21 protein-coding genes and 1 other RNA gene are annotated in these 25518 nt (G+C 38.3%); 20 read left to right on the plus strand and 2 right to left on the minus strand.

Annotated elements, in window-relative coordinates; all coding sequences use genetic code 11:
* Positions 1-187 precede the first annotated feature (187 nt).
* The 9 genes from rnpB to ACFSGI_RS05930 all read left to right on the plus strand — a co-directional run bounded on the left by rnpB (position 188) and on the right by ACFSGI_RS05930 (position 11202).
* An RNA gene (gene rnpB, locus ACFSGI_RS05890) (RNase P RNA component class A) lies at positions 188-601 on the plus strand.
* Between the two features lie 447 nt (positions 602-1048).
* The gene (locus tag ACFSGI_RS05895) at positions 1049-1549 is read left to right on the plus strand and encodes a YpuI family protein (RefSeq protein WP_204823249.1); all 501 of its coding nucleotides are present in this window, start codon (positions 1049-1051) and stop codon (positions 1547-1549) included.
* A 487-nt stretch (positions 1550-2036) separates the two neighbouring features.
* Entirely contained in the window at positions 2037-2885 is an 849-nt protein-coding gene (locus tag ACFSGI_RS05900) for a transglycosylase SLT domain-containing protein (RefSeq protein ID WP_204823250.1), read from the plus strand.
* Between the two features lie 217 nt (positions 2886-3102).
* Entirely contained in the window at positions 3103-4254 is a 1152-nt protein-coding gene (locus tag ACFSGI_RS05905; protein ID WP_204823251.1) for a cysteine desulfurase family protein, read from the plus strand.
* 2 nt (positions 4255-4256) lie between these two features.
* On the plus strand, positions 4257-5480 hold the full coding sequence (thiI, locus tag ACFSGI_RS05910) for a tRNA uracil 4-sulfurtransferase ThiI (protein WP_204823252.1): 1224 nt from the start codon (positions 4257-4259) through the stop codon (positions 5478-5480).
* 87 nt (positions 5481-5567) lie between these two features.
* Complete coding sequence (locus ACFSGI_RS05915; RefSeq protein ID WP_204823253.1) at positions 5568-6065, plus strand: hypothetical protein; 498 nt, start codon at positions 5568-5570, stop codon at positions 6063-6065.
* Between the two features lie 155 nt (positions 6066-6220).
* Entirely contained in the window at positions 6221-8059 is a 1839-nt protein-coding gene (gene typA / locus ACFSGI_RS05920; RefSeq protein WP_204823254.1) for a translational GTPase TypA, read from the plus strand.
* A gap of 209 nt (positions 8060-8268) precedes the next feature.
* Complete coding sequence (locus ACFSGI_RS05925) at positions 8269-9399, plus strand: LCP family protein (protein WP_204823255.1); 1131 nt, start codon at positions 8269-8271, stop codon at positions 9397-9399.
* 459 nt (positions 9400-9858) lie between these two features.
* Positions 9859-11202: a PhoH family protein gene (locus ACFSGI_RS05930; RefSeq protein WP_204823256.1), complete on the plus strand. Its 1344-nt coding sequence runs from the start codon at positions 9859-9861 to the stop codon at positions 11200-11202.
* Positions 11203-11304: 102 nt separating this feature from the next.
* Here the strand turns inward: ACFSGI_RS05930 and ACFSGI_RS05935 are convergent, their stop codons facing one another.
* On the minus strand, positions 11305-11781 hold the full coding sequence (locus tag ACFSGI_RS05935) for a hypothetical protein (protein WP_204823257.1): 477 nt from the start codon (positions 11779-11781) through the stop codon (positions 11305-11307).
* Positions 11782-11827: 46 nt separating this feature from the next.
* Positions 11828-12934, minus strand: a complete 1107-nt coding sequence (locus tag ACFSGI_RS05940) for a hypothetical protein (RefSeq protein WP_204823258.1) — start codon at positions 12932-12934, stop codon at positions 11828-11830.
* 153 nt (positions 12935-13087) lie between these two features.
* Here ACFSGI_RS05940 and ACFSGI_RS05945 point away from each other — a divergent pair, with 153 nt between their 5' ends.
* From ACFSGI_RS05945 to ACFSGI_RS05995, 11 genes are all read left to right on the plus strand, one after another.
* Complete coding sequence (locus ACFSGI_RS05945; RefSeq protein WP_204823259.1) at positions 13088-14092, plus strand: ketopantoate reductase family protein; 1005 nt, start codon at positions 13088-13090, stop codon at positions 14090-14092.
* Positions 14092-14484 carry a DUF3397 domain-containing protein gene (locus ACFSGI_RS05950; protein ID WP_204823260.1) on the plus strand — a complete coding sequence of 131 codons (393 nt, stop codon included), beginning with the start codon at positions 14092-14094 and terminating at the stop codon, positions 14482-14484. Before ACFSGI_RS05945 ends, ACFSGI_RS05950 begins: the two co-directional genes overlap by 1 nt.
* A gap of 199 nt (positions 14485-14683) precedes the next feature.
* The gene (locus ACFSGI_RS05955; RefSeq protein WP_204823261.1) at positions 14684-16351 is read left to right on the plus strand and encodes a peptide ABC transporter substrate-binding protein; all 1668 of its coding nucleotides are present in this window, start codon (positions 14684-14686) and stop codon (positions 16349-16351) included.
* A gap of 244 nt (positions 16352-16595) precedes the next feature.
* Positions 16596-17528 (plus strand): ABC transporter permease, encoded by a 933-nt coding sequence (locus ACFSGI_RS05960; RefSeq protein WP_204823262.1) that lies wholly within the window; start codon positions 16596-16598, stop codon positions 17526-17528.
* Positions 17529-17576: 48 nt separating this feature from the next.
* On the plus strand, positions 17577-18452 hold the full coding sequence (locus ACFSGI_RS05965) for an ABC transporter permease (protein ID WP_379283926.1): 876 nt from the start codon (positions 17577-17579) through the stop codon (positions 18450-18452).
* A gap of 21 nt (positions 18453-18473) precedes the next feature.
* Positions 18474-20246 carry an ABC transporter ATP-binding protein gene (locus ACFSGI_RS05970; RefSeq protein ID WP_204823264.1) on the plus strand — a complete coding sequence of 591 codons (1773 nt, stop codon included), beginning with the start codon at positions 18474-18476 and terminating at the stop codon, positions 20244-20246.
* 182 nt (positions 20247-20428) lie between these two features.
* Positions 20429-22075, plus strand: coding sequence for a bacillithiol biosynthesis cysteine-adding enzyme BshC (gene bshC, locus ACFSGI_RS05975; protein ID WP_204823265.1), 1647 nt, complete (start codon positions 20429-20431; stop codon positions 22073-22075).
* 41 nt (positions 22076-22116) lie between these two features.
* Positions 22117-23376, plus strand: a complete 1260-nt coding sequence (locus ACFSGI_RS05980) for an adenosylhomocysteinase (protein WP_204823266.1) — start codon at positions 22117-22119, stop codon at positions 23374-23376.
* Positions 23377-23647: 271 nt separating this feature from the next.
* Entirely contained in the window at positions 23648-24085 is a 438-nt protein-coding gene (gene mraZ, locus ACFSGI_RS05985) for a division/cell wall cluster transcriptional repressor MraZ (protein WP_204823267.1), read from the plus strand.
* Between the two features lie 20 nt (positions 24086-24105).
* A complete protein-coding gene (rsmH, locus tag ACFSGI_RS05990; protein ID WP_204823268.1) occupies positions 24106-25071 on the plus strand; it encodes a 16S rRNA (cytosine(1402)-N(4))-methyltransferase RsmH in 966 nt (321 codons plus the stop codon).
* Positions 25072-25089: 18 nt separating this feature from the next.
* Positions 25090-25506, plus strand: a complete 417-nt coding sequence (locus ACFSGI_RS05995; protein WP_204823269.1) for a hypothetical protein — start codon at positions 25090-25092, stop codon at positions 25504-25506.
* Positions 25507-25518 lie beyond the last annotated feature (12 nt).

Here is a 25518-nt window from a genome sequence, read left to right on the forward strand (position 1 = left end):
AAGATTTGAAGCCCTATACCTTGATGCGAATTATTGTGTGCTTCGCAAAATGTACTGTACGAAATACGTTGAATAGCTAAAGAATACAATCAAATGTACATTTTTGTAATCTGAACTTTTAAAAAGTGGAATGTATGCTTTACACTCTTATAGAATAATTATATAATGTGAAGTGTTGCGTTCGCGGAAAGCTAAACAGACAATCGCCGGTAACTTATCGTTACGGGAGGAAAGTCCGGGCTCCACAGGGCAGGGTGCTGGATAACATCCAGTCAGCGCGAGTTGAAGGATAGTGCCACAGAAATGGACCGCCGATGGCTGATTTCTTCGGAAATTATGCACAGGTAAGGATGGAACCGGGGTGTAAGAGACCCCGAGGAACGCTGGTGACTTCGTTCCTGGTAAACCCCATCTGGAGCAAGACCTAAAGAGATACAGCTTTTTTTCGGAAAAGCAGCCTTTGCCCGAGGTGTATCGAGGTTGGTCGCTGGAGCCAAACAGTAATGTTTGGCCTAGATAGATGATTGTCGCCTAAAGTGGGAGGGTAGTTCCCGTCTGAACCACAAAAGGCACAGAACCCGGCTTACGAGAAGCTTTCCCCACTAACGCTACCACTTTTTTTGTAAGAGTTGTAAATATCATTCATAAGCATGTATCATAATCCGATATAGAGTGGTAGACACTCTGTACCGGTTGTATATCCGCTGGAAGAAGGCGGTGTGTCTTTCCATCTTTGGAGAGCACGCCGCTTTTTGATGCGATCAAAATGGTTCATCTTGTAACAAACTTGCTTCTTTGTAAAAATCGAAGTAATGTATATGATAATAAACCATTCATCGATGGGGATATTGGTGAGATTCCTTTTCACAAAAGCACGTTTTTAATAATTAAAATGTGGTTAAAATGAAGGTAAGAAGATTTTGTACACATCAGAGATACCATAAGTATTATTTTTGTGGTAGGATTGTAATTAAAAATCAGGGCAATGTCGTCTTTCTCAAGACACATCCCAGTCTCTAAGGAACCAATTTAAGGGGGAGCTACAGACATGTTAGCAGCGAATGTCCAAAAGTTAAGTGAAAGCACTAGGGAAAAATTGAAACCAGCAATTGAGAAGATGGAAGAGTTTTTAAATGAATACTCTTTACAGGCATTGACCGCTGAAAATGGCGTCGATAGTGTTGCTTTCTACAAAGGATTTTTGTCCGATTTACGTCATTTGCTTGTGTTTTCCGAAGTTTCTTACGAAAAATTAGGTGTAGTGATCCGTCGTGCAAATTTCGATATGGATTTTGCAGAAAAAGCACTTTATAATGCGTATCACCATTGTATCAATAGCTTTTTTTATCCCAAAAATGAGTGCTACTCTGAAGATGGACGTTATGCTTATACAGGTCAGGAAGCGATTCGTTTCCGTCAGACTCCTGTCAAACCGGTTCGAGACATTATTTTAGAAATCACCAAAATTTACGAAGAATTACGCGATGATCTAGCTTACTACGAAAGTGATTATTTAACTCAACGTCGTATGAACCAGCGTCACGCTTAATCTGATTTGATAGGAAATATCAAAAAAAGATGTCCTTTAAGGGCATCTTTTTATTTGTTTACAGATATAATATAACGATAAGTGATATAAAATATTACATATAACAGGTGAGTACAGATGAGAATATGGTAGAATCTATGTTTTTTAAATAGAGATAAACTTTCTACCTGTCTTAATTATCGAACAAAAAATTGCGTTTAGAATAGATTACACATCTATTTAGAACTGTTAACTTTAAAAATTTCACCAAATTGTTATTCACAAATGTAGCTTTTTGGACGAAAAGTATTATAGAGACTAATTTAGAGACAAGTTTTGACTATAATCATCAACACAAAAGGAGATTGTTCCTATTTTGATAGGAAGATACAGTTATGAGTATTGTTTCTTATAGAATAGGCGTCTTTTTACAACTATAATCAATAGTATCGATAGTATATAGATAACGGTGATGGAATACATTATATAGATGGGAGTCACGAGCAGAATGCAAATTGATGCAAAAGTGGCAAAACAGTTAATAGAACTAAAATATTTGAATACTTCTGGTGTAGGTAGTGCAGACCAAGTGACAGCCAATACCGATAATAGTAGCAAATTGTTTGATATGATGTTGCAACAAAATATAGGAACAACAGCAGATACAAGTAGTTCTAATTTAAATCCAGTAAGTCTTGCTAGTGTTTTGCCTTCGGCTGCCAGTGTTGGCGATGTAGATGCAAGTTCTGTAACAGGTAGCACCTATGGCGCAGGGCAAAGCGATCCATGGTATCAATTTGATCAACTGGCTCCTGTCGATCCGAGTACGTCTACAACAACAGCTAAAATAGATACACCTCTTCCTTCTACAGGTACAGCAGGTATTGGAGGAGCAGATAGTTCTTCTGCTATCGCTGCAACAGGTACAGGTGCTAGTAAGCCAACAGCTTATAACGACTTAATCAGTGCAGCTAGTAACAAATACGGTATTTCTGAATCATTGATCAAAGCTGTTATCGATACTGAATCTTCTTTTAACCCGAATGCAGGTTCTTCTGCCGGAGCAAAAGGATTAATGCAGTTGATGGACGGAACAGCCGCTGGATTAGGAGTAAGCAATTCTTTTGACCCGGCGCAAAATATAGATGGCGGTACCAAGTACTTGTCGTATCAGATCAAGCGTTATGATGGTAATGTGAAAACAGCACTTGCAGCATATAATGCAGGTCCAGGTCGATTACAACGTTTGGGTATCTCTAATGATGAAGAACTTATGGCGAAATTAAGCCAATTGCCAAAAGAAACACAGCGCTATATCGGCAAGATTGAAAATGCTCAAGCCAAATACGAATTATAATCATAATTAACGTTCATAGTAGCTAAGTACATGGTATAATAGTACACGAACGTTTTAGCGATATAGAGATTTGATCATCATATATGAGTACGATATATCAATATGAGATAGATCAAAAAGCGGAGCGTAGGTTCCGTTTTTTGATCTTTTTTTGATAGCACTATTTTAAAATAATCATACAAATAAGCTAATAGTATAGGAACGGGAGGAACAAACAATGAGATATTTTGATTATGCGGCTACAACTCCTCCTTATCCTGAAGTCATACGATCGATGGCTGAGATGATGGAAAAGCATTTCGGCAATCCATCTTCTTTGCATCAGTATGGAGAAGCGGCAGACCGATTGGTTCGACATGCCAAAGAAGTCACTGCTCACATACTTGGAGTCAAGCCAAGCGAAATCATTTGGACATCAGGCGCTACAGAAAGTAATAATTTTGCTCTGAAAGGAGCAGCGCTACGAGGTGGACGTACACAAGGGCATATTATTACTACTCGTATTGAGCATCCTTCGGTATATGAATGTTGTCGTCAATTAGAGCAGATTGGATTTGAAATTAGTTATATCGATCCTGCACCTGACGGAATCGTATTATTAGAAGATATTCAAAATGCTTTACGAGCAGATACAATTATAGTGAGTATGATGCATGTGAACAATGAGACAGGAGCTGTTCAACCTGTTCAACAATTAGCAGAATGGCTCAAAAAAGTACAACCCCGTACATTGATTCATGTTGATGGTGTACAAGGGTTTGGTAAATTACCGGTAGAATTAGTGAAATGGAATATTGATCTATACAGCTTATCTGCTCACAAAGTAAGAGGTCCCAAAGGAACAGGATTATTATATATCAAACAAGGCACTGAACTTTTTCCGTTACTTGCAGGCGGCGGACAGGAAAATGGCTATCGCTCAGGGACAGAAAATGTAGCAGGTATTGTAGGTATGACCAAAGCATTACGTCTAGCGGCGACAGAACAAGTGTCACTAGCCGAACGATTAACTTCTTTTAGCCAGTTGATAAAAACAGAAATTCAAGCGATAGATGGGCTAGTATTAACAAATCCTGCGATAGCAGCACCTCATATTATTCATTTCTGTTATCCAGGGATGAAATCGGAAGTCATACTGCATAGTCTAGAACAGCAGGGCTGTATCGTATCTACGCAATCTGCTTGTTCTTCCCGTAAAGCTGAACCAAGTCGTGTATTGTTAGCAATGGGAATAGAGCGAGAACATGCTGCAAGTGGAATACGGATCAGCTTGGGCGATCAACATACCAAGCAAGATATAGAACATTTACTCATAGCACTTCGTCAGACTGTTACACAGCTTCGCCCATTGGAGAGGAGAACCCTTTAAGTATGCAAAATATAGATCGATTGATTTTAAGATTAGGTGAAATTACACTCAAAGGTAAAAATAGATCCAGATTTGAAAAAACAATTTCAGAACATGTACGTGCGGTATTACGTCCTTATCCCAAAGCACATGTTCGTCGTGAATACGGCAGAATGTATGTCGAAACAGGTGGAGAATCTGTAGAAGCATTAATTCAAGTGTTAAAAAATGTGTTTGGCATTATGGATATTATTCCAGTTAAGCAGACATTACCTCAATTGGATGAGATTATTGCAGCCGCTGTAGAATTAATCGGAGAGCAACAGATTGATCAATTGACTACATTCAAAGTATCAGTAAAGCGAGTCTGGAAAGAATTTCCTCATTCTTCACAAGATATGAATCATTTGGTAGGCTCACCAGTATTGCGTGCTTATCCATTACTCAAAGTGGATGTTAGACAACCACAGATTGAATTACGTGTAGAGATTCGAGATGGAGCGGCTTATATTTATAGTGAATTGATTCCAGCCGTTGGAGGATTCCCGCGTGGAAGTAATGGTAAAGCAATGTTGCTTCTTTCTGGAGGGATAGATAGTCCTGTTGCAGGGTGGCAATCCATGCGTCGCGGACTTGAAGTCGAATGTATTCATTTTCATAGCTATCCATTTACCAGTGAACGTGCTAAAGAAAAAGTAGTCGATCTTACGCGTGTATTAGCAGGATATGCAGGAGTCGTCAAATTGCATGTTGTACCTTTTACAGAGATACAGACTGCGTTTACAACTACAGGGCAAGATAATTTGATGATTACACTGATGCGCCGGGCGATGTTACGTATTGCTACCCGGATCGCTGAACAACAAAAAGGATTAGCATTGATTACAGGTGAAAGCTTGGGTCAGGTAGCCAGTCAGACTTTATCGAGTATGAACGCTATTGAACGTGCTACAGAGTTACCGATTTTGCGTCCTTTAGTCATGACAGGCAAAGATGAAATTATTCAGATTGCCAAAGAGATAGGCACCTATGATTTATCGATTTTGCCATATGAAGATTGCTGTACATTATTTATCCCGAAATCACCGACAACTAATCCTAATTTGCGAATTATAGAAAAAGTAGAATCATTTCTCGAACTTACGCCGATGATCGAACGAGCGGTAGAGCAGACAGAAGTATTAACGATCGAAGCAGGAAGCCCTTTACAACTTGCTTCTACTGCAATCAATGAAGATTGGTTTTAAAGAAGAGTAGATTACCTTTTATATCTTCATGATGTCAAAATGAAAACCGATATAAATAGGGACAGACCGATGAAGGAGGAAGCTGGAATGACCAATCGTAATCAAGGGGTAATTGGACTGTTTATTGTATTTGCAGGTTTGATTATCCTACTTGGCAAATTGGGCGTATTCAGTTTTATAGGTCATATTTTTTGGCCACTGGCGATTCTTTTGCCAGGTATTATATTACAATTAATGTATTTTAGCCGTAGTGCACCTGCGATTGTATTGATTCCGGCTGGAATACTTACAGTATATGGAGCCTTATTTTTCCTTTGTAACACTTGGGGATGGTGGCTTATGGGACATCTATGGCCTGTGCTTATTTTGGGAGTCGCTGTAGGATTGTATGAGTATTATGTATGTGCAGCCTCGCCGGTTTCACGCAATGTTGGTTTTGCTTCGATTGCACTTACTTGTTTATCAGGAATTCTGCTTATTTTTAGTTTGTTAGGAAATTTTGCTTTTTATTTTATTGCGCTGCTGTTGATCTTATCTGGATTATGGATACTGGCTAGCCGAAGTAATTCTAAAACAGGTTGGTAATAAAATGCGAATTTGCTTGATTTATAGCAACAATGACGTATAATTATAATAAGCAAGATTATGGATGCCGATTTTTTGAACACTGTGTTAACAAATAGTAGAGCGTCGGCTTAGTTGACCGACGCTCCTTTTATGGAGAGGATTTGGAGAAATTTATGCAATCAAGAGAACAAATTCGCAATATCGCAATCATTGCCCACGTTGACCATGGTAAAACAACGTTAGTGGACAAATTGTTGCAACAGTCAGGTATTTTCCGGGATCACGAGACTTTACAGGAGCGTGCGATGGATTCCAATGATCTGGAGCGTGAACGCGGTATTACGATTCTTGCAAAAAATACAGCTATTACGTATAAAGACTATTTAATTAATATCGTGGATACACCTGGTCACGCCGACTTTGGTGGTGAAGTAGAACGTATCATGAAAATGGTAGACGGAGTACTTCTTATTGTTGATGCTTATGAAGGTTGTATGCCTCAGACCAAATTTGTATTGCGTAAAGCTTTGGAGCAAAATTTGACTCCTACTGTTGTCGTAAACAAAATTGACCGTCCTGCTGCTCGTCCTACAGAAGTTATTGATGAAGTATTGGATCTATTTATTGAACTTGGTGCAAATGACGAGCAATTGGAATTCCCGGTTGTTTATGCTTCTGCATTGAATGGTACATCTAGTCTTGATCCAGAAAAACAAGACGAAACGATGCAAGCAATGTACGAAACGATTATCGAACATATCCCTTCACCAAAAGAGAAAATCGATGAGCCATTGCAATTCTTGGTAACATTGATGGACTATAACGAATATTTGGGTCGTATTGCGGTAGGTCGTGTTAACCGTGGTATTATCCGTCAAGGTCAATCGGTAACCGTTATTAACCGCGAAGGCCAAAAGAAAACAGCTCGTATCGAGAAATTGTTTGGTTTCCAAGGTCTAAAACGTATTGAGATCGAAGAAGCTGGTGCTGGTGATATCATTGCTATCGCTGGTATCAAAGACATCAATATCGGTGAAACGATTGCTGATCCACAAAATCCAGAAGCATTGCCGGTTCTTAAAATTGATGAGCCTACATTGCAAATGACTTTCCTTGTAAATAACAGTCCATTTGCTGGACGTGAAGGCAAATGGGTAACTTCCCGTCGTCTTCGTGACCGTTTGTTCAAAGAATTAGAAACAGATGTAAGTTTACGTGTAGACGAAACAGATAGCCCTGATGCTTATATCGTATCTGGTCGTGGTGAACTTCACCTTGGTATCTTGATCGAAAACATGCGTCGTGAAGGTTATGAATTGCAAGTATCCAAACCAGAAGTTATCGTACGTGAAATCGATGGTAAACGTATGGAGCCTATCGAGCATCTATTGATTGATTTGCCTGAAGAAAGCATGGGCGCAGTTATGGAGAGCTTAGGTTCACGTAAAGCTGAGATGGTAAATATGATTAACAATGGTAGTGGTCAAGTTCGTCTTGAATTCTTGATTCCTGCTCGTGGTTTGATCGGATACGGAACTTACTTCTTAACATTGACTAAAGGTTACGGCATTATGAACCACTCCTTTGATAGCTATGGTCCAGTTGCTGCTGGTCAAGTTGGCGGACGTCACGAAGGTGTATTGGTTTCTAGTGAAAGTGGTACGTCTACGTTATATGGTATCTTATCTGTTGAAGATCGCGGTACTTTGTTCCTTGAGCCAGGTGCCGAAATTTACGAAGGTATGATCGTTGGTGAGCATACTCGTGATAACGATATCGTTGTTAACATTTGTAAAGAAAAACAATTGACTAACGTTCGTTCTGCAACAAAAGACGATACAGTCAAAATGAAAACTCCTCGTAGCTTCTCTCTAGAGCAAGCTTTGGAATATTTGAACGAAGATGAGTATTGTGAAATCACTCCAAAATCGATTCGTATGCGTAAAAAGATTTTGAATAAGAGTGAGCGCGAACGTGCTGAAAAACAACGCAAATCTGCAATGCAATCGTAATATCATCTATTGTTGGATAGACCACTGCGCTTAAGTACCTGTTTCAACAGGTTAAATACTGTTTGGATATCCGGTCAATCTTGTATTGATCGGATGACAACAGTACATGCCACTACATACTAGAAAGCATAAGCTGAACGTATGATAAGGCAACATAATTGAAGACTATAACTTCATTATCTAAAATGATGGAACAGGTGTTGAGAGCAATGAGTACGACAACAGGCGGGCTTCCGCCGCGTGCAGGAACCAAAGCCAAAACACAAAAGTCCGGTAATCCTAATCCCAAAAAAAAGCAAAAGAAAAAGGCAAGTGGCTTTAAACGATTTATGCAGATTTTGCTTATCGTTGTTCTTTTAGCAATTGTAGGAGTTATGGCTTATGCAGGATATTTATATTATCAGGTTCAAGGTATGTTTGATGGTGTAGGACAAAAAGGTAATGGCGGTACTGTGATTAGTCAACCTGTCGCTCCTGAAAAATCAGCAAAAGTAAAACCGATTACGATGGCGCTTTTGGGAACTGATTATCGTCAAGAAACAGGAACACGATTAACAGACGTTGTTATGGTAGCTACACTAAATCCAGATACCAAATCAGCCACGATTGTTTCTTTGCCGCGTGATACGTATCTACAACTCGAAGGTTATATTCCCAATAAACTGAACTCTTATTATCCGAAATTTTATGCCAAAGATAAAAAAGATGGTACAGATTTAGCAATGAGTGAAATGAAAACATTGCTTGGTAAATACTTGGGTGTAGATGTAGAGTATACAACTGTGTTGAACTTCCAGGGTTTCCGGGATGTTGTCGATTCAGTAGGTGGTATTGATATCAATGTAGATATGAAAATGTGTTATGTAGATAAAGCAGATGGTACGAATATTAATTTGTCTACCGGTCAACAACATCTAAATGGTGCAAACTCTCTAGATTATGTACGTTACCGTAAATCAAATTGTAGTCCTCGTACACAAGGATCAGACGACTTTAGCCGTAACCAACGCCAAAACCAGGTATTGAATGCTGTCGTAGACAAAATTCAATCGTTTAGCGGTGTGACTAAATTGGGCTCTATTATCGAATCTGTAGATAAAAATATGGAAACCGATATTGAAGGCGAACAATTTAAAAACTTACTGACAACATATTGGGATATTCCGAAGCAGAATATCAAATATATGCCAGTAACAGGTGACTGGAAAAGTCCGTATGTCTACATCAATGAAACAGAGTTAGCTAATGCTAAAAAAGCGCTACAAGATGAATTAGCAGGTACGGCTACGCATACTGATCAATTTGATCAGCCAGCAGGTACAAGCAAACAAAGTCAATAACATTCATTTTGGAAAAGATAAAGCTAGCTATGAAGTACAAATAAATGATAGAGTCTTTGCTTAGGCGAAGGCTCTTTTTTTTTGTTTTGGAGAGAGAATAATAGTCAGCAGATTATAGATTTGAAATGAATTTGACCTATGCTATAATGAAGAAACACCAGTATATTCATGCCAGTGATTGGAGGTCTCGATGATGCAGGAATCCATGTTGCTTGATCGTATGCTATATGTTGATCATACGTGCCGGAGAGGCTCTATACTGTTATGTACACTGGTGTCTGATGAAGTATGTCTATACGTGTATGATCTTATAAAAAAACCGGATGCTATGTAGCATCTGGTTTTTGTGTATGTAAGAGGAGGGTGAGGCTTGGCTGATCAAGAAGGGATAAGCATAGTTATCCATAAAGTAAATGGCATCAGAGATCATAAGACTTTCTACTCAAGGGGGAACTCTCGATGAAAAAGATTTTTGTACTGGATACCAATGTGCTTCTTCATGATCCAAATGCCATTTTTGCTTTCGAAGAAAATGATGTGATTATACCCGCAGTCGTACTCGAAGAAATTGATTCCAAAAAACGAAATGCAGATGAAATTGGACGAAATGCCCGCAGTATTTCACGTTCTTTAGATTCACTAAGAGAATCAGGATATTTGCATGATGGAGTCCACTTAGAAAATGGTGGTACATTACGTGTAGAACTAAATCATCGTAGCTTTGCTAAAGTACAGGATATGTTTGGAGAAATTTCAAACGATAATCGTATTTTGGCTGTAGCGTTGAATTATGAATTAGAAGAACAGGAAAAAGAAGCAGGTCAAGGATCTCGCTCTCAAGTCGTACTGGTTAGTAAAGATGTATTGGTTCGAGTCAAAGCAGATGTGTTAGGTGTGAATACAGAAGATTATCTTTCTGATCGCGCTGCTGACCCTAATGAAATGTATACAGGATACAGCACCTTAACAGTACATCCTGCGGTGATTGATGAATTTTATAGTAATCGTTATCTACCGATCCAATCTCTAAATATCAAACATTCTTTTTATGCGAATGAGTTCGTTATTTTAAAAGATGAATTGGGTAGTGCTAAGTCTGCATTGCTTAAAGTAAATGCAGATGCCAGCAAGTTGGAACCTTTATTTTTGAGTAATGATCCTATATGGGGCATTGCTGCTCGAAATGCTCAACAACGAATGGCATTAGAATTGTTACTGAATGATGATATTCCTTTAGTAACCATTACAGGTAAAGCAGGAACAGGTAAGACTTTACTTGCTTTAGCGGCTGCCTTATCCAAAGTAGAAGATGAACAAAAATATAAAAAGCTACTCATTGCAAGACCTGTTGTACCTATGGGTAAAGATATTGGTTATTTACCTGGAGAGAAAGATGAAAAATTGCGTCCGTGGATGCAACCGATTTATGATAATTTAGAATTTTTATTTGATACCAAAAAAGCAGGCGATATCGATAAAATTTTGATGGGACTTGGTAGTATTCAAGTCGAAGCATTAACGTATATTCGTGGACGGTCTATTCCTGGTCAATTTATTATTATTGATGAAGCTCAGAATTTATCCCGTCATGAAGTCAAAACAATCGTATCGCGTGTAGGTGAAGGCAGTAAAATTGTGTTGGTCGGTGATCCAGATCAAATAGATCATCCTTATCTTGATTCTATCAGTAATGGATTAACTCATGTGGTAGAGCATTTTAAACAAGAAGGGATCAGCGGTCATATCACACTGGAAAAAGGAGAACGTTCCAAACTGGCTCAACTGGCTGCTGATTTGCTGTAATGTAAAATATAACGTTATTAAAAAAAGACTCTATTGTGCATGATTCGCACAGTAGAGTCTTTTTTTGTTAGTAATTAGTCATAATCGCAAATAAATATTTTTTTACTCAGCAGAAGGATTCACCAGAGTAAAATTAGTACCACTTTGCTGTTTTAAAAGATTTCTTTTGGCAAATTGATCAAATAAAGTAGCTGTAAAGTTAAAATCTAGATCATCAATAGACTGCAATACAAATGAAGACTCCTGATAGCTTTTGATAAACGCATTAAAAAAAGCGATATCTACAAAGTTAGTGTTATAGATATTGGCTTCGATCATCGTACCTTGCTCACTTTCAAACAAACAATGTTCTCCATGCAAATACCATGACCACTGCATATCCAAGTACCACACAAATTCTTTAGATGGCTCTATATCATGAATCAGATCAAACAACCATTCAAAGTTAGTAGGTGTAAGTGGCTTTGCTAACAAAGATTTGTGCTGATCAGGAACCACTTGTTGCATACAAGCACATAGTTCTTTAGCCATATTGGTATAAAGTTGGAATAGATTTAAAATGGCAGCTTCGTTAATCATATACAAAATCCTTTCACTTCTAGCCTATCTAATACATGCTGCATTATTAGTGTAATGATAACTCAAGCTGAATTTTCATTAATTGTGGTTCTGTTGTTACAGAAGTAGCTTTTAAATAAGATATAATTTGTTGCGGGTAAAAGCCAAGATCAAATTCGTTTTCTAGCATCCGGCATGTGGTATCAGGCAATTGAAGGCCATTAAAAACAAGTTTATCTACATAAAATTGGATTGCATTTTGAGGCTGATTTACAATTTCATAGTGGCCTGTAATATCCAAATCCAAATTGCCTTCTTTACCATGTACACTCAATTGATTTTGTGCAAATTTGAATTGAAATGATTCTGGTAACTGACCTTGTACATGTAAAAATTGATTAAGTTGTTGTTCATCTATAGAGATAGTGTAATGTGTTCCGCTAATTTGGATCGCTCCAGGTTGAGATTTCAGGTAATCAGGGAACTGTTGCATCGATAAAGCGATCGCTTTGAAATATTTTTTAACTTCATAAAGTCCAATATTTTTCCAATACTCATTCATTTCATTCATTAATTGACGAGCAATCTCAGGATCAGAACTTGTAGCAAGACTTTGATGAATCGATTGTTGTAGAGTAGCTACACGTGTACGCTGATTAGATAAATTAGTACTAATCTCTCCTAATTCTGTTGCTGTAGCATATAATTCATTTTTTTGCTGGGTAAGCTGTGTATATTGCTCTTGATAATCACTTAGTAGCAATTGGTCATGATCAATAATCATTCGATAATAATCGTAAAAAGCGATCATTCCCGAAAGACTACCTGTAGATAAAAAAAGAGCCCAAAAATCATCTCTTTCTCCTGTATAATAAGAAACAAGCACTGAATCTGCTTGATGTCTTGCTTGTGACAATAGCTTTTCTTGTTGAACTAAGTTTTGTTCCAGTTGAGTATATTTTGTTTGAGCTACATTTTGCTGATCTGTAATCCGTTTGATTTCTTGATCTAATTCATTCACAGATAGACTATTTTCTAATAACTGTCGTGTTGCTTCGTCTAATTGTGGTGGTGCTTCTAAAGCTTGCGCTTGCACAGAAGAGAGCAAACACTGCGAAGTTAGAGCTAAAGTCAAACAGAAGCAGACGATTTTAACGGAATATAAGTATTTCATAGATCGCCCCTCCTTAGCGCCTGTACATATAAGCGCAATTTTTACAATATCATTCTGAATCATACACAATCTATCATTATTATAGCATCGTACGTATCACTGTTGAATATGAGTCTAATTATACCTATTTTAAAATGCATGGAGGTTACAAAATTGATTATTGATATTTTCGGAGCAGGAGCTATAGGATTACTTTTTTATAGCAAATTAATAAGTAGTCACTCTTCGGCTACTATTCATCTATGGACACGTATCTCAGAACAAGCTTCTCTTATTAATGAAAAAGGCATAACAATACAAACATCTACTATAGAACAGCAGAGTGAACCGCAATTATTATTTCCGTCTACCACACAACGTGCTTATGCAATTGATCAATTAAATGACTACTCCAATGTAACAAAAGCAGATTATATATTAGTCACTGTTAAACAGAAAGATATCACAGCCGATTTAGTTAGTAACATTCAGCAACGTGCAGATCGGCATACTCGTATTATCTGCTTACAAAATGGAGTACGAACCGATATGTTGTGGACTTCGCCGTGGCAGGTTTATGCAGCAATTACCACAGAAGGTGCTAAAAGAGTGTCTACAAATGCAGTCAATCATACGGGTATAGGAAAAACGGTTATAGGTAGTCTAACTAATCTTTCTAGTACTAGAGTAGGGAATATGCCTAAATCAATAGATAAAGAAGAGCAACTACGGATACAACCTTTGCTAAATGAACTAGAACAAGCAGGATTTGATATTGCTCTGTCGAATAATATCGATAAAGATATATATCGGAAGCTTATTATAAATGCTATCATCAATCCATTAACAGCAATTTGGCGTATAATGAATGGTGAATTACTTGTTTCTCAACAGAGACTATTTGTAATGCAGCAATTGTATAATGAAGTTATTGAAGTATATCAAGCCGCAGGAATAGAGGTTTCTTCTTTATGGTGGGAAGAGATTGTAGAAGTATGCCGTACAACCTCTACTAATACCTCCTCAATGTTGGCAGATGTATTACAGGGTAAAACAACAGAAATTCAATGGATTAATGGTAGTATTATTCAAATGGGGCAAGATTACGGTATACCTACCCCGGCAAATTACTGGGTATATCATCTAGTTGAGGCTATGAATAGACAGGAGGATCATTGATGGGGGTATTTTTGGAATTATTATTGAACGGGTTTATCTTTTTAAGTCTAGTTCCGTTTATTCCATTTGTATTAACATATGTAATCAACAGACTAAAAGGAAAAGAAAAGAAACCGGCTATAAGTATGGCTATGGATGTAACTACTCCATTTTTATATATTTCTGTAGCTGCGCTATTCAATAATACATTCAATACCAAAACAGGATTCTATATTTTTCTGTTGATTTTACTGCTCGGTATTGGTCTGATCGGTGGTGCACAAAACCGTTTAAAAGGAAAAGTAGACTATAAACGATTATTTCGTGCCGTTTGGCGAGTTTCTTTTTTATTGTTGAGTATAGGTTACATTGCTTTATTGATTACTGGTATTCTGCAATACATAACACAATAATTTTGTCGAAAAATGGAATATATTTGCTTGATGTTAGGTATTCGACCGTAGCATGAAGCATAATATACGCTTAAATGTGACAGTTTTATATAAAATAACGAAAAAAAGATGATTTTTTAAATATAAGTTATAGATTTTTTTGACCACTGGTTGTATAATTTAAAAGCATATACCACATTTTTTAGGGGGAAACTGCTAGATGAAGAGAAAAAGTTGGTTAGTACTTATGGCGCTTGTCATGGCGTTCGGAACTTTGCTTGCAGCTTGCGGCAGCGGTTCTAGCAACACAGGTACAAGTGGAGAATCAGGAGATGGCACTACAGCAGCAGCTCAAGACTTGCATATTAACATGAGCGCTGAACCTCCAACGTTTGATCCAGCTCAGGCAAAAGATAGTCAAACAAATACTGCCTTGAAGCTAATGTATGAAGGTCTTACACGTATGGGTGCAGATGGTAATCCTGTTCCAGGCGTTGCTGAAAAATGGGATATTTCTGAAGACGGATTGAAATATACTTTCCATCTTCGTGATAATGCACAATGGAGTAACGGTGAACCTGTAACAGCATCAGATTTCGCTTATGCTTGGGAACGCGTTCTAAGCCCAAAAACAACTCCAGCATCTGAGTACGCTTACCAACTTTATTACATCAAAAATGGACAAGAATTTAACGAAGGAAAAGTTAAAGATTTTGCTGATGTTGGTGTTAAAGTTGTAGACGACAAAACATTAGAAGTAACGTTGGCTAATCCAACTCCTTACTGGTTGGGATTGACTTCTTTCTACACGTACTACCCTGTTAACAAAAAGAATGTAGAAGCTAACCCGCAATGGGCTTCTAAAGCAGATACAATGATTACTAACGGTGCATTCAACTTAACAACTTGGACAACAGGTCAAGAATTGGCTTGGACAAAAAATGCTAAGTATTGGGATGCTTCTAGTATTAAATTAAATACAATCACTTCTTCATTGGTTAACTCTGGAGCTACTGAGTTCTCAAGTTACCAAAGTGGACAATTGGATTATGCTGGAGCACCTACTGGTGAAATTCCAACAGACCAAATTCCAGCTGCAAAACAACAATACCCAGATCAATTCCAAGCTAAAGGTATTGCAAGTACGTACTACTACCTGTTTAATGTTAAAGAAAAACCATTCAACAACTTGAAAATCCGTCAAGCATTCTCTATGGCAATTAACCGTCAAGCGATTGTTGACAACGTAACATTAGGCGGACAAATTCCAGCTTATGGTTATGTACCACCAGGAATCAAAGGTAACAACGAAGAATTCCGTACTGAGTACAAAGATAGCTATTTCACAGAAGACTTAGCTAAAGCTAAACAATTGCTAGCTGAAGGTATGAAAGAAGAAGGTTACACTACTCTTCCTGAAATTACTTTGATTTACAACTCTAGTGAAGCTCACCAAAAAATTGCTTTGGCAATTGCTGATATGTGGAAAAACAATCTTGGTATAAGTGTTAAAACACAAAACCAAGAGTGGAGTGTGTTCTTGGATAATCGTCAAAGTGGTAACTACCAAATCGCACGTGCAGGTTGGTCAGCGGATTATAACGATCCTATGACTTTCATGGATATGTGGATGACTGGTAATGGCAACAATGATGCAAAATACAGCAATCCTGAATATGACAAATTGTTAAAAGATGCGCAAGCAACTCAAGACAATGCTAAACGTATGGATGATATGTCTAAAGCAGAAAAAATTCTAGTGCAAGATGATATGGCTATGATGCCAATCTATTACTACACTAGCGTTTCATTGGTTAAACCAAATCTTAAAGGTATTGTTCTTGACTTCAGTGGTGCAATTGACTTTACTCGTGCTTATTTTCAATAATTAAGTAAGATTTTGGTTTAATGGTTGCAGCGGGATATGTATGTGTGGATTCTCCATCCATATATATCCCGTTTTTGCGTGTTTATCGTTTTTCCATATATTGCTATTCTAAACATGATAATTTCAAGTTCTACTTGTTATCTATTAGATGAAGTTTTAAAATGAAAAAGTTGTTGAATAATGACGAGCTGTTTTAAACATATTCAATAAACTAGAAAATGTGATAAAGGAGGTTCTTGGGGAAATGGTTCGTTATATCGCCAGTAAATTTTTCTATATGCTGTTATCATTGTTCATTTTGGCATCAGCTACATTTTTCCTGATGAAAGCTATACCTGGTAATCCGTTTATGTCAGAAAAAAATGTACAGCCTCAAATCAAAGAACGTCTAATGGAGCAATATGGATTGAATAAACCAATTGCTGAACAGTATTTACAGTACCTAGGAAATTTAGTTAAAGGTGATTTAGGGATTTCTATGAAATACCAAAATCAGGAGGTTACACAACGTATCGCTGATACATTCTCGCCTTCATTACAGATCGGTATTTTCGCTATTATTATTTCTATTGTCGCTGGTATTGTATTAGGCTTAATCGCTGCACTTTATCATCGTAAATTAATTGATAATGTAGCTATGATTATTGCTGTATTAGGTATTGCTGTTCCGAGTTTTGTATTGGCAACATTGATCCAGTACATTTTTGCTTTAAAACTAGGTTGGTTTGATGTTATGGGCTTTAATGAACCAAGTGACTTTGTACTACCAGTTATAGCACTTGCTGTTCAACCGATTGCATTTATAGCACGATTAACTCGTTCAAGTATGCTAGAAGTATTGAATGCAGATTATATCAAAACAGCTAAAGCAAAAGGTCTAAATGGTTTTACTATTATGACTAGACACGTGGTACGTAATGGTATTCTTCCGGTAGTTACTTACGTAGGTCCTATGACTGCAAATATCGTAACAGGTTCCGTTGTTATCGAACAAATCTTCGGTATCGGTGGTATTGGTAGAGTATTCGTAGATAGTATTACTAACCGTGACTATACAATGATTATGGGAGTAACTATTTTCTACGGCGTGTTGTTGATGCTTGCTCGTTTTGTTACAGATATTTTATATGTACTGGTAGATCCGCGGATCAAATTATCAGGTCGGAAGGGGAGCTAAACGTTGTCAGCTAGCGGAAACAATAACAATAAAAATGCGGCTACAGATGTGGTCGGCGAACCAATCGCACTGCAACAGGAAAGTATCTCTTTATGGCAGGATGCTTGGATTCGTTTGAGAGGGAATAAAGTAGCTATGTTTAGCTTAGGTACTTTGATTCTTATTATTATCGCTTCGATCGTTGGACCAATGATCTCTGCTTTTAACTATTACTCTAATGATTTGATGAATACGAATAAGCCACCTTCTGGAGTTCACTGGTTTGGTACAGATAACCTTGGACGTGATATGTGGGTTCGTACCTGGATGGGTGCACGAATCTCTCTTATCGTAGGTTTGGCAGCAGCAGCAATTGACTTAATCATCGGTATTATTTATGGTGGAATCATGGGTTACTTCGGTGGCCGTGTAGATAACATTATGAACAAATTTTCCGAAATTCTTTATTCTATTCCTTACTTGCTAGTTGTTATTCTATTATTGGTTGTATTTGAGCCAGGTTTGGGAACTATTATCGTAGCTTTGACTGTAACAGGTTGGATTACGATGTCCTGGATCGTTCGTGGTGAAATTATGCAACTGAAAAGTAGAGACTTCGTATTAGCAGCTCGTTCAATGGGTGCAGGTGCTGGACGTCAATTGTTCAAACATCTTTTGCCTAATGCTTTGGGTCCTATTATCGTTACTGTAACTCTTTCTGTACCAAGTGCTATCTTCTCTGAAGCATTTTTGAGTTTCTTGGGTCTAGGTGTACAGGCTCCTGTCGCTTCATTGGGTTCAATGATCAATGATGCATTAACAGGATGGAATTTGTATCCTTGGCGTATGTGGTTCCCGGCTGCTCTGATTTGTTTGACTATGCTTGCATTTAACTTGCTAGGCGACGGTCTTAGAGACGCTTTGGATCCAAAATTGAGAAAATAAAATCTATAGGAGGTGGAACAAGTGGAGAAAATCTTAACAGTAAAGAATTTAAGCGTATCCTTTCAAACGCGTGCTGGTGAATTTGATGCGGTAAAAGATGTCAATTTTGAAATTGGCAAAGGCGAAACGCTAGGTATTGTTGGGGAATCCGGTAGTGGTAAAAGTGTAACAGCTCAAACCATTATGCGTCTGATTCCTTCTCCGCCTTCTAAGATCAAAAGTGGAGAGATTGAATTCCTAGGTCAAAGTCTACTTGCTAAAACGGATAAGCAAATGGAAGCTATTCGTGGTAAAGATATCGGCATGATTTTCCAGGATCCGATGACTTCCTTGAATCCAACAATTAAAGTAGGTAAACAAATTACAGAAGTATTGCGTAAACATCAAAATATGTCTTCTGCTCAAGCTAAAGAAAGTGCGCTTGAAATGTTACGACTGGTTGGTATCAAAAATTCTGATGTTCGTTTTAATCAATATCCTCACCAATTCTCTGGTGGTATGCGCCAACGTGCGATGATTGCAATCGCTTTAGCTTGCCGTCCATCTTTGCTAATTGCGGATGAGCCTACAACAGCACTAGACGTAACGATTCAAGCTCAGATCCTTGATCTGATGAAAGATATGCAACAAAAATTGGGTACTTCAATTATTTTGATTACCCATGATCTTGGTGTAGTAGCAGGTATGTGTGATCGCGTGGTTGTTATGAAAGAAGGCGATGTTGTTGAAACAGGAACAACGGCTGAAATTTTCAAAAACCCTCAACATCCATATACACAACGTTTGCTTAATGCATTGCCACGCTTAGATGAGCCTAAAAAACCTAAATTAGCTTCTGCTAAACTTAATCTAGACCCACGTAAACCGTTGGTTGAAGTAAAAGGATTAAAACAGCATTTCAATTTAGGTAAAGGTAATATCCTTAAAGCGGTAAATGACATTAGCTTCAACATCTACGAAGGCGAGACATTAGGCGTAGTAGGAGAATCCGGTTGTGGTAAATCAACAACAGGACGTACGATTCTTCGTCTGTATGAGCCAACCGGCGGTAGTGTGAAGTTTAACGGAACAGACATTTATGATCTGTCTCCACGCAAAATGAAAAATATGCGTAAAGATATGCAAATGATCTTCCAAGATCCGTATGCTTCTTTGAACCCTCGTTTTAATATTATGGACATTATCGGTGAATCTCTAGATATTCATGGTCTAGTCAATAGCCGTGCTGAACGTAAAAAACGTGTAGAAGAATTGCTTGATATGGTAGGCTTGAACCCAAGTCATGCTCTTCGTTATCCGCATGAATTCTCTGGTGGTCAAAGACAACGTATCGGGATTGCGCGTGCACTTGCTGTAGATCCTAAATTTATTATCTGTGATGAGCCATTGTCTGCTTTGGACGTATCGATTCAAGCACAGATTGTTAAATTGCTAGAAGAACTACAACAACGTCTTGGATTAACATATTTATTTATCGCGCATGATTTGTCGATGGTAAAACATATCAGTGACCGTGTAGCGGTTATGTATATGGGTAAAATTGTAGAATTGGCTGAAAGTGAAGAACTGTATGCTAATCCTCTACATCCTTACACAAAAACATTGCTATCTGCGATTCCTATTCCTGATCCAGAAGTAGAAGCAAACAAACGTAGAATCTTATTGCCTGAAGAACATCTTGCCGCTTCTCAAGAAGCAGCAGCTACTTTGGCAGCGAAAGATCCGTTTAATCTAGAAAATTCTCAGTTGATCGAAGTGTCTGAAGGTCACTGGGTATCTCAACCTTCTGCTTAATCTATACTTTCAAATCAAAAACCGCCATTTACTGGCGGTTTTTTGGTTGTTACTAAAAATATTCAAATATTTTAAGAATAGCTTTTGACTAAACAGTACTAACTTCGTTACAATCAAATAAGATTTAATAAGTTACGATTAGTAACAATCAAAAGCAATAGCGATGAGGAGGACTTCACCCCATGAATGTGATTCCGGAGAGCCTACCCGCGAATCAGCCGCTCGCTGAGCGGTACATCAATGATTTTGCATCGGTAAGCAGTTTGTATAATATGAATGTCTCTGATCCACAAACATGGATCAAACGTGCAGAATGGCTGGATCAGAGTAAGGACTCCCGAATCGAACGTGGAGCTTTAGTCGACTGCCTAACCATATATAACGGTAAGTACAATAATCATGAAGCTGTACAGCAATCTTTAGAAGCATTACGCACAGATAAAGCGCTTGTTATGGTAGGTGGACAACAAAGTGGTCTATTTACAGGGCCATTGTTAGTCATTTACAAAGTGATTACATTGTTAGCGTCTGCGCGCGAAGCGTCACATCGTCTACAACGTCCTATCATACCTGTATTCTGGATAGCAGGTGAAGATCATGACTGGGATGAAGTGAATCATACGTATCTACCGGATCAAGATGGAGCGGCTGTCAAAATTCGCTTAGATCATGAACGTGGTGGACATTCACCGGTGAGTCGTACATTTATTCAGGATCAGAATACCGAACATATTTTGAATCAATTCGAAAGTCTGTTACCAGATACTGAAAATAAAAATCAGTGGACACAGACATTACGAAATATTATGGAGCAAGCTACAGATTTGAGTAGTGCCTTTGCTGAACAATTAGGTCTTTTATTTGGCCGTTTTGGATTGGTGCTAATAGATTCAGATGATGCAGCTATTCGTCGTCTGGAAGTTCCAGTATTTCGTCAATTGATAGAACATAATGATCAACTGACTCAAGCTTATATGTCTGCTGCTGAGCAAGTGAGACAGTATGGATATGAAGAGCAAGCAACGGTAGATGAAGAAAGTGCTAATTTGTTCTATATTCATAGTGATGAAGTATATACCAACGAACGTTTGTTATTGTTCAAACGCAATGGGATGTTTACAGATCGTAAAGGATTAGTTGTTTTCACCAAACAAGAATTGTTAGAGCTTTTAGAACAATATCCCGAACGATTTAGTAATAACGTATTAACCCGTCCTTTAATGCAAGATTCATTGTTCCCTGTACTTAGTACCATTTTGGGAACAGGCGAGATTGCGTACTGGGCGTTGACGAAGCAAGCATTTCCTGTTTTGAATCTGCAAATGCCTCCTATTGTTCCTAGAATGTTATTTACAATGGTGGAAGAAAAAGTTAAAATTTTGATGCAACAGTATCAATTAACATTTGATGATGTAAGACAACGTTTTGATGATATTCGCCAGACCTGGTTAAGCGAGCAGGAAGATTATCATTTAGAAAAAAGATTCACTACATTCCGCGAGCAATTTCAACAATTGTATGCGCCTTTTGTAGACTCTTTGCGTGAGATCGATCCTTCGTTGCCACATCTAGGCGAAACGACTCAACACAAAATTGATTTACAAATTGATTATTTGTATCGCAAAAGCCAGAATGCGATAGCGCGTCAGCATCAGACTGGATTACAACGTTTGGATCGAATTGCGTATGCATTGTATCCGTTTGGCAAGCCACAGGAACGTACGATCAACAGCTATTACTATCTTGGACGTTACGGAGAGCGCTGGATTGATCAATTGTTAACACTTGAACCTGATTTTAACGGTTCACATCGTCTTGTTTATTTATAAAAATATATTATCTATTCCAACCAACAAAGGAGATCTGTACAATGACATCATCTATTCAAACAAGTATTGTTGCCGATATGGCACTTGCTCCTGAGGGACATCTTAAAATTGATTGGGCATCTTCTCACATGCCGGTATTAAATCGTATTCGAGCAGAATTTGAAAGAGATTTACCTTTCAAAGGTTTGAATGTAACGATCTGTTTACACTTGGAAGCTAAAACAGCTTATTTAGCTAAAGTTATCCAGGCCGGTGGAGCCAATGTGACTATTACAGGCAGCAATCCTTTGTCTACACAAGATGATGTATGTGCAGCTTTGGTAGAAGACGGTATTACTGTATTTGCGAAATATAATCCAGGTGTAGAAGAATATAAAAGTTTGAACTTAAAAGCGCTAGAAGCGAAGCCTGATCTTATTATTGATGATGGTGGCGATCTCATTACTTTCTTATATGGAGAACGTCCTGATCTATTATCAACGATTCGTGGTGGAGCAGAAGAAACAACGACCGGAATTATTCGTCTGAAAGCATTGCAAAAAGAAGGAACACTGAAAATTCCGATGGTTGCTGTAAATGATGCCTATTGTAAGCATTTATTCGATAACCGTTATGGAACAGGTCAATCGGCTTTTGACGGTATTATTCGTACAACCAACTTGATTATTGCAGGTAAAACAGTTGTAGTAGTCGGTTATGGCTGGTGTGGTAAAGGTATAGCGATGCGTGCTAAAGGTTTGGGTGCGAATGTGATCGTAACCGAGGTAGATGCTATTAAGGCAGTAGAAGCACATATGGACGGCTTTGGTGTGATGCCGATGAATGAAGCTGCGAAGCATGGTGACTTCTTTATTACAGTAACAGGAAATAAAAGTGTTATCGCAGGCGAACATTATGATGTGATGAAAGATGGAGCCATTATTGCGAATGCAGGGCATTTTGATGTAGAAGCGAACAAACCTGATTTAGCAGCTCGTGCCGAATCGATTCGTACGGTTCGTAAAAATATCGAAGAATACAAATTGACAGATGGACGCCGCATTTATCTCCTTGCTGAAGGGCGTCTGGTGAACTTGGGAGCAGCCGATGGTCATCCTGTTGAAATTATGGATATGACTTTTGCTTTGCAAGCAGTAGGTCTTCGTTATGTGAGTGAACATTATGAGCAATTGGAAGCAGGAGTGATTAGTGTTCCTTATGAACTGGATGAGCAAGTGGCACGCTTCAAGTTAGAAAGTCTAGGTATTCATATTGATACATTAACAGAAGAGCAAAAATTATATTTAGATAGCTGGTCATAATATTTACCATTATTTAAAATTGTAAATAAAAAGTTACTCACGCATAATAAAAAGGACTGATTTTTCCGATAAAGAGAAATCAGTCCTTTTTTGCGTCTATTTTTGCAAACGAATTGGCTGATTTACATAAAACAAAATTTTTCTGTATTTTTCTAAAAAAAAATGATATCAAAAAAGGATTTTGATTTTCTGCGTCGAATCTATTATGCTTATGGTAGTGGTGGATAGTGGGACAAAGTGGGAGACTATGGTTAAGAGGAGTGAAACGTCAATGTTTATGGGAGAATTTCAACATAGCATTGATGAAAAAGGTCGGATTATTATTCCTTCCAAATTTCGTGAACAACTCGGAACTTCTTTTGTAGTCACCCGCGGCTTGGATCATTGTCTATTCGTCTATCCTATGGAGGAGTGGTCCCTCCTTGAGCAAAAGCTCAAATCTCTACCGCTGATGAAAGCGGATGCCCGCGCATTTAGTCGTTTTTTCTTCTCCGGTGCGACCGAAGTCGAATGGGACAAGCAGGGCAGAGTCAATCTGCCGGGAAATTTACGGCAGTACGCCAAACTCGAAAAAGAGTGTGTTATTATTGGCGTTTCCAATCGGGTAGAGATTTGGAGTAAAGAAACATGGTCAGAGTATTATGATACTTCTGAACAATCTTTTAATGAAATTGCAGAAAAGCTGGTTGATTTTGATTTCGACCTGTAATCGTCCGGGAGGTTTACATCTTGTTTCATCACATCACAGTATTAAAAGAAGAAGCGACAAAAGCACTTCAGGTTAAGCCTGATGGTATTTACGTGGACTGCACACTCGGGGGAGCTGGTCATAGTTCAGTTATTGCTGCTGAACTTGGAGCAGGCGGAAGACTAATAGCTTTTGATCAAGACGATACGGCACTTGCCAATGCGAAAACAGTACTTGCACCTTATGAAGATCGTGTAACGTTGATCAAAAGCAATTTCCGTCAATTGGAAGAGTCGCTATTGGCAGCAGGAGTACCGGTCAAAGATGGAGTTCCGCAAGTAGATGGTATTTTGTTCGATCTTGGTGTTTCTTCACCTCAATTCGACGACGGTGACAGAGGATTCAGCTATAACCATGATGCAACGTTGGATATGAGAATGGATCAATCTGCCGAACTCACAGCCAAAACTATAGTGAATACCTGGCCGGAAGAAGAAATCGCCCGCATTTTATATCGATATGGGGAAGAAAAATTTTCAAGACGGATTGCTAAAGTGATCGTTGCCAAGCGAAGTATCCAGCCGATTGAAACAACGGGGGAACTGGCTGAACTTGTCAAAGAAGGCATTCCAGCAGCAGCAAGAAGAACAGGGGGACATCCTGCGAAACGGAGTTTTCAAGCACTTCGTATTGCTGTAAACGATGAATTAGGTGCTTTTGAAGAAGCTCTTCATCAAGCAGTACGTTGTCTAGCACCTGGGGGAAGAGCAGCAGTTATTACGTTTCATTCGTTAGAAGATCGTATTTGCAAACAGATTTTTGCAGAATACGTAGAAAAAAACGTCTCACCACCTGGTTTTCCAGTCTATGTTAGTACTGGTGGAGAACTGAAATTGATCAATCGCAAACCAATCCTTCCTTCGGAAGAAGAATTGGAAGAGAATTCGCGTGCAAGGTCGGCTAAATTGCGTGTTGCCGAAAAGGTGGATAAACAAACGAAAACTTAATTTAGAGGAGACGGATCAATGGCTTATACGCGCGGCAATCTAGCTGTCAAAGAACAATCGGCTGAAAAATCTGCTCAACGATATCGTGAGACTACTAAGGTAGTTTTACGTCGTAGCGCACTTCCAACGAAAGAAAAGCTGCTTTATTTGATGACTATCATTTTTTGTGCGACAGTAGCAAGTGTAATTGTTTTTCAATATGCACATATCTATGAAGTGAATAAAAATATTCAAAGTATGGATAGTGAAACGGCAAGTATTGAAAAGCAAACAACACAAAATGAAATACGTAAATATTCATTACAAGATCAAATTGTTGAACGTGCCACTGCTCTAGGTTACATAGAGCCTACGGATACAGCTCCGATTCAAGTATCCCGGGTAAAGGGAACAGAAGCAACAACCTCGACGACGGATGAGACACAAGGCAAGTAAAACGGGGGAAAC

The sequence above is a fragment of the Paenibacillus nicotianae genome (assembly GCF_042681745.1).
GTDB classification, from domain to species: domain Bacteria; phylum Bacillota; class Bacilli; order Paenibacillales; family Paenibacillaceae; genus Saccharibacillus; species Saccharibacillus nicotianae.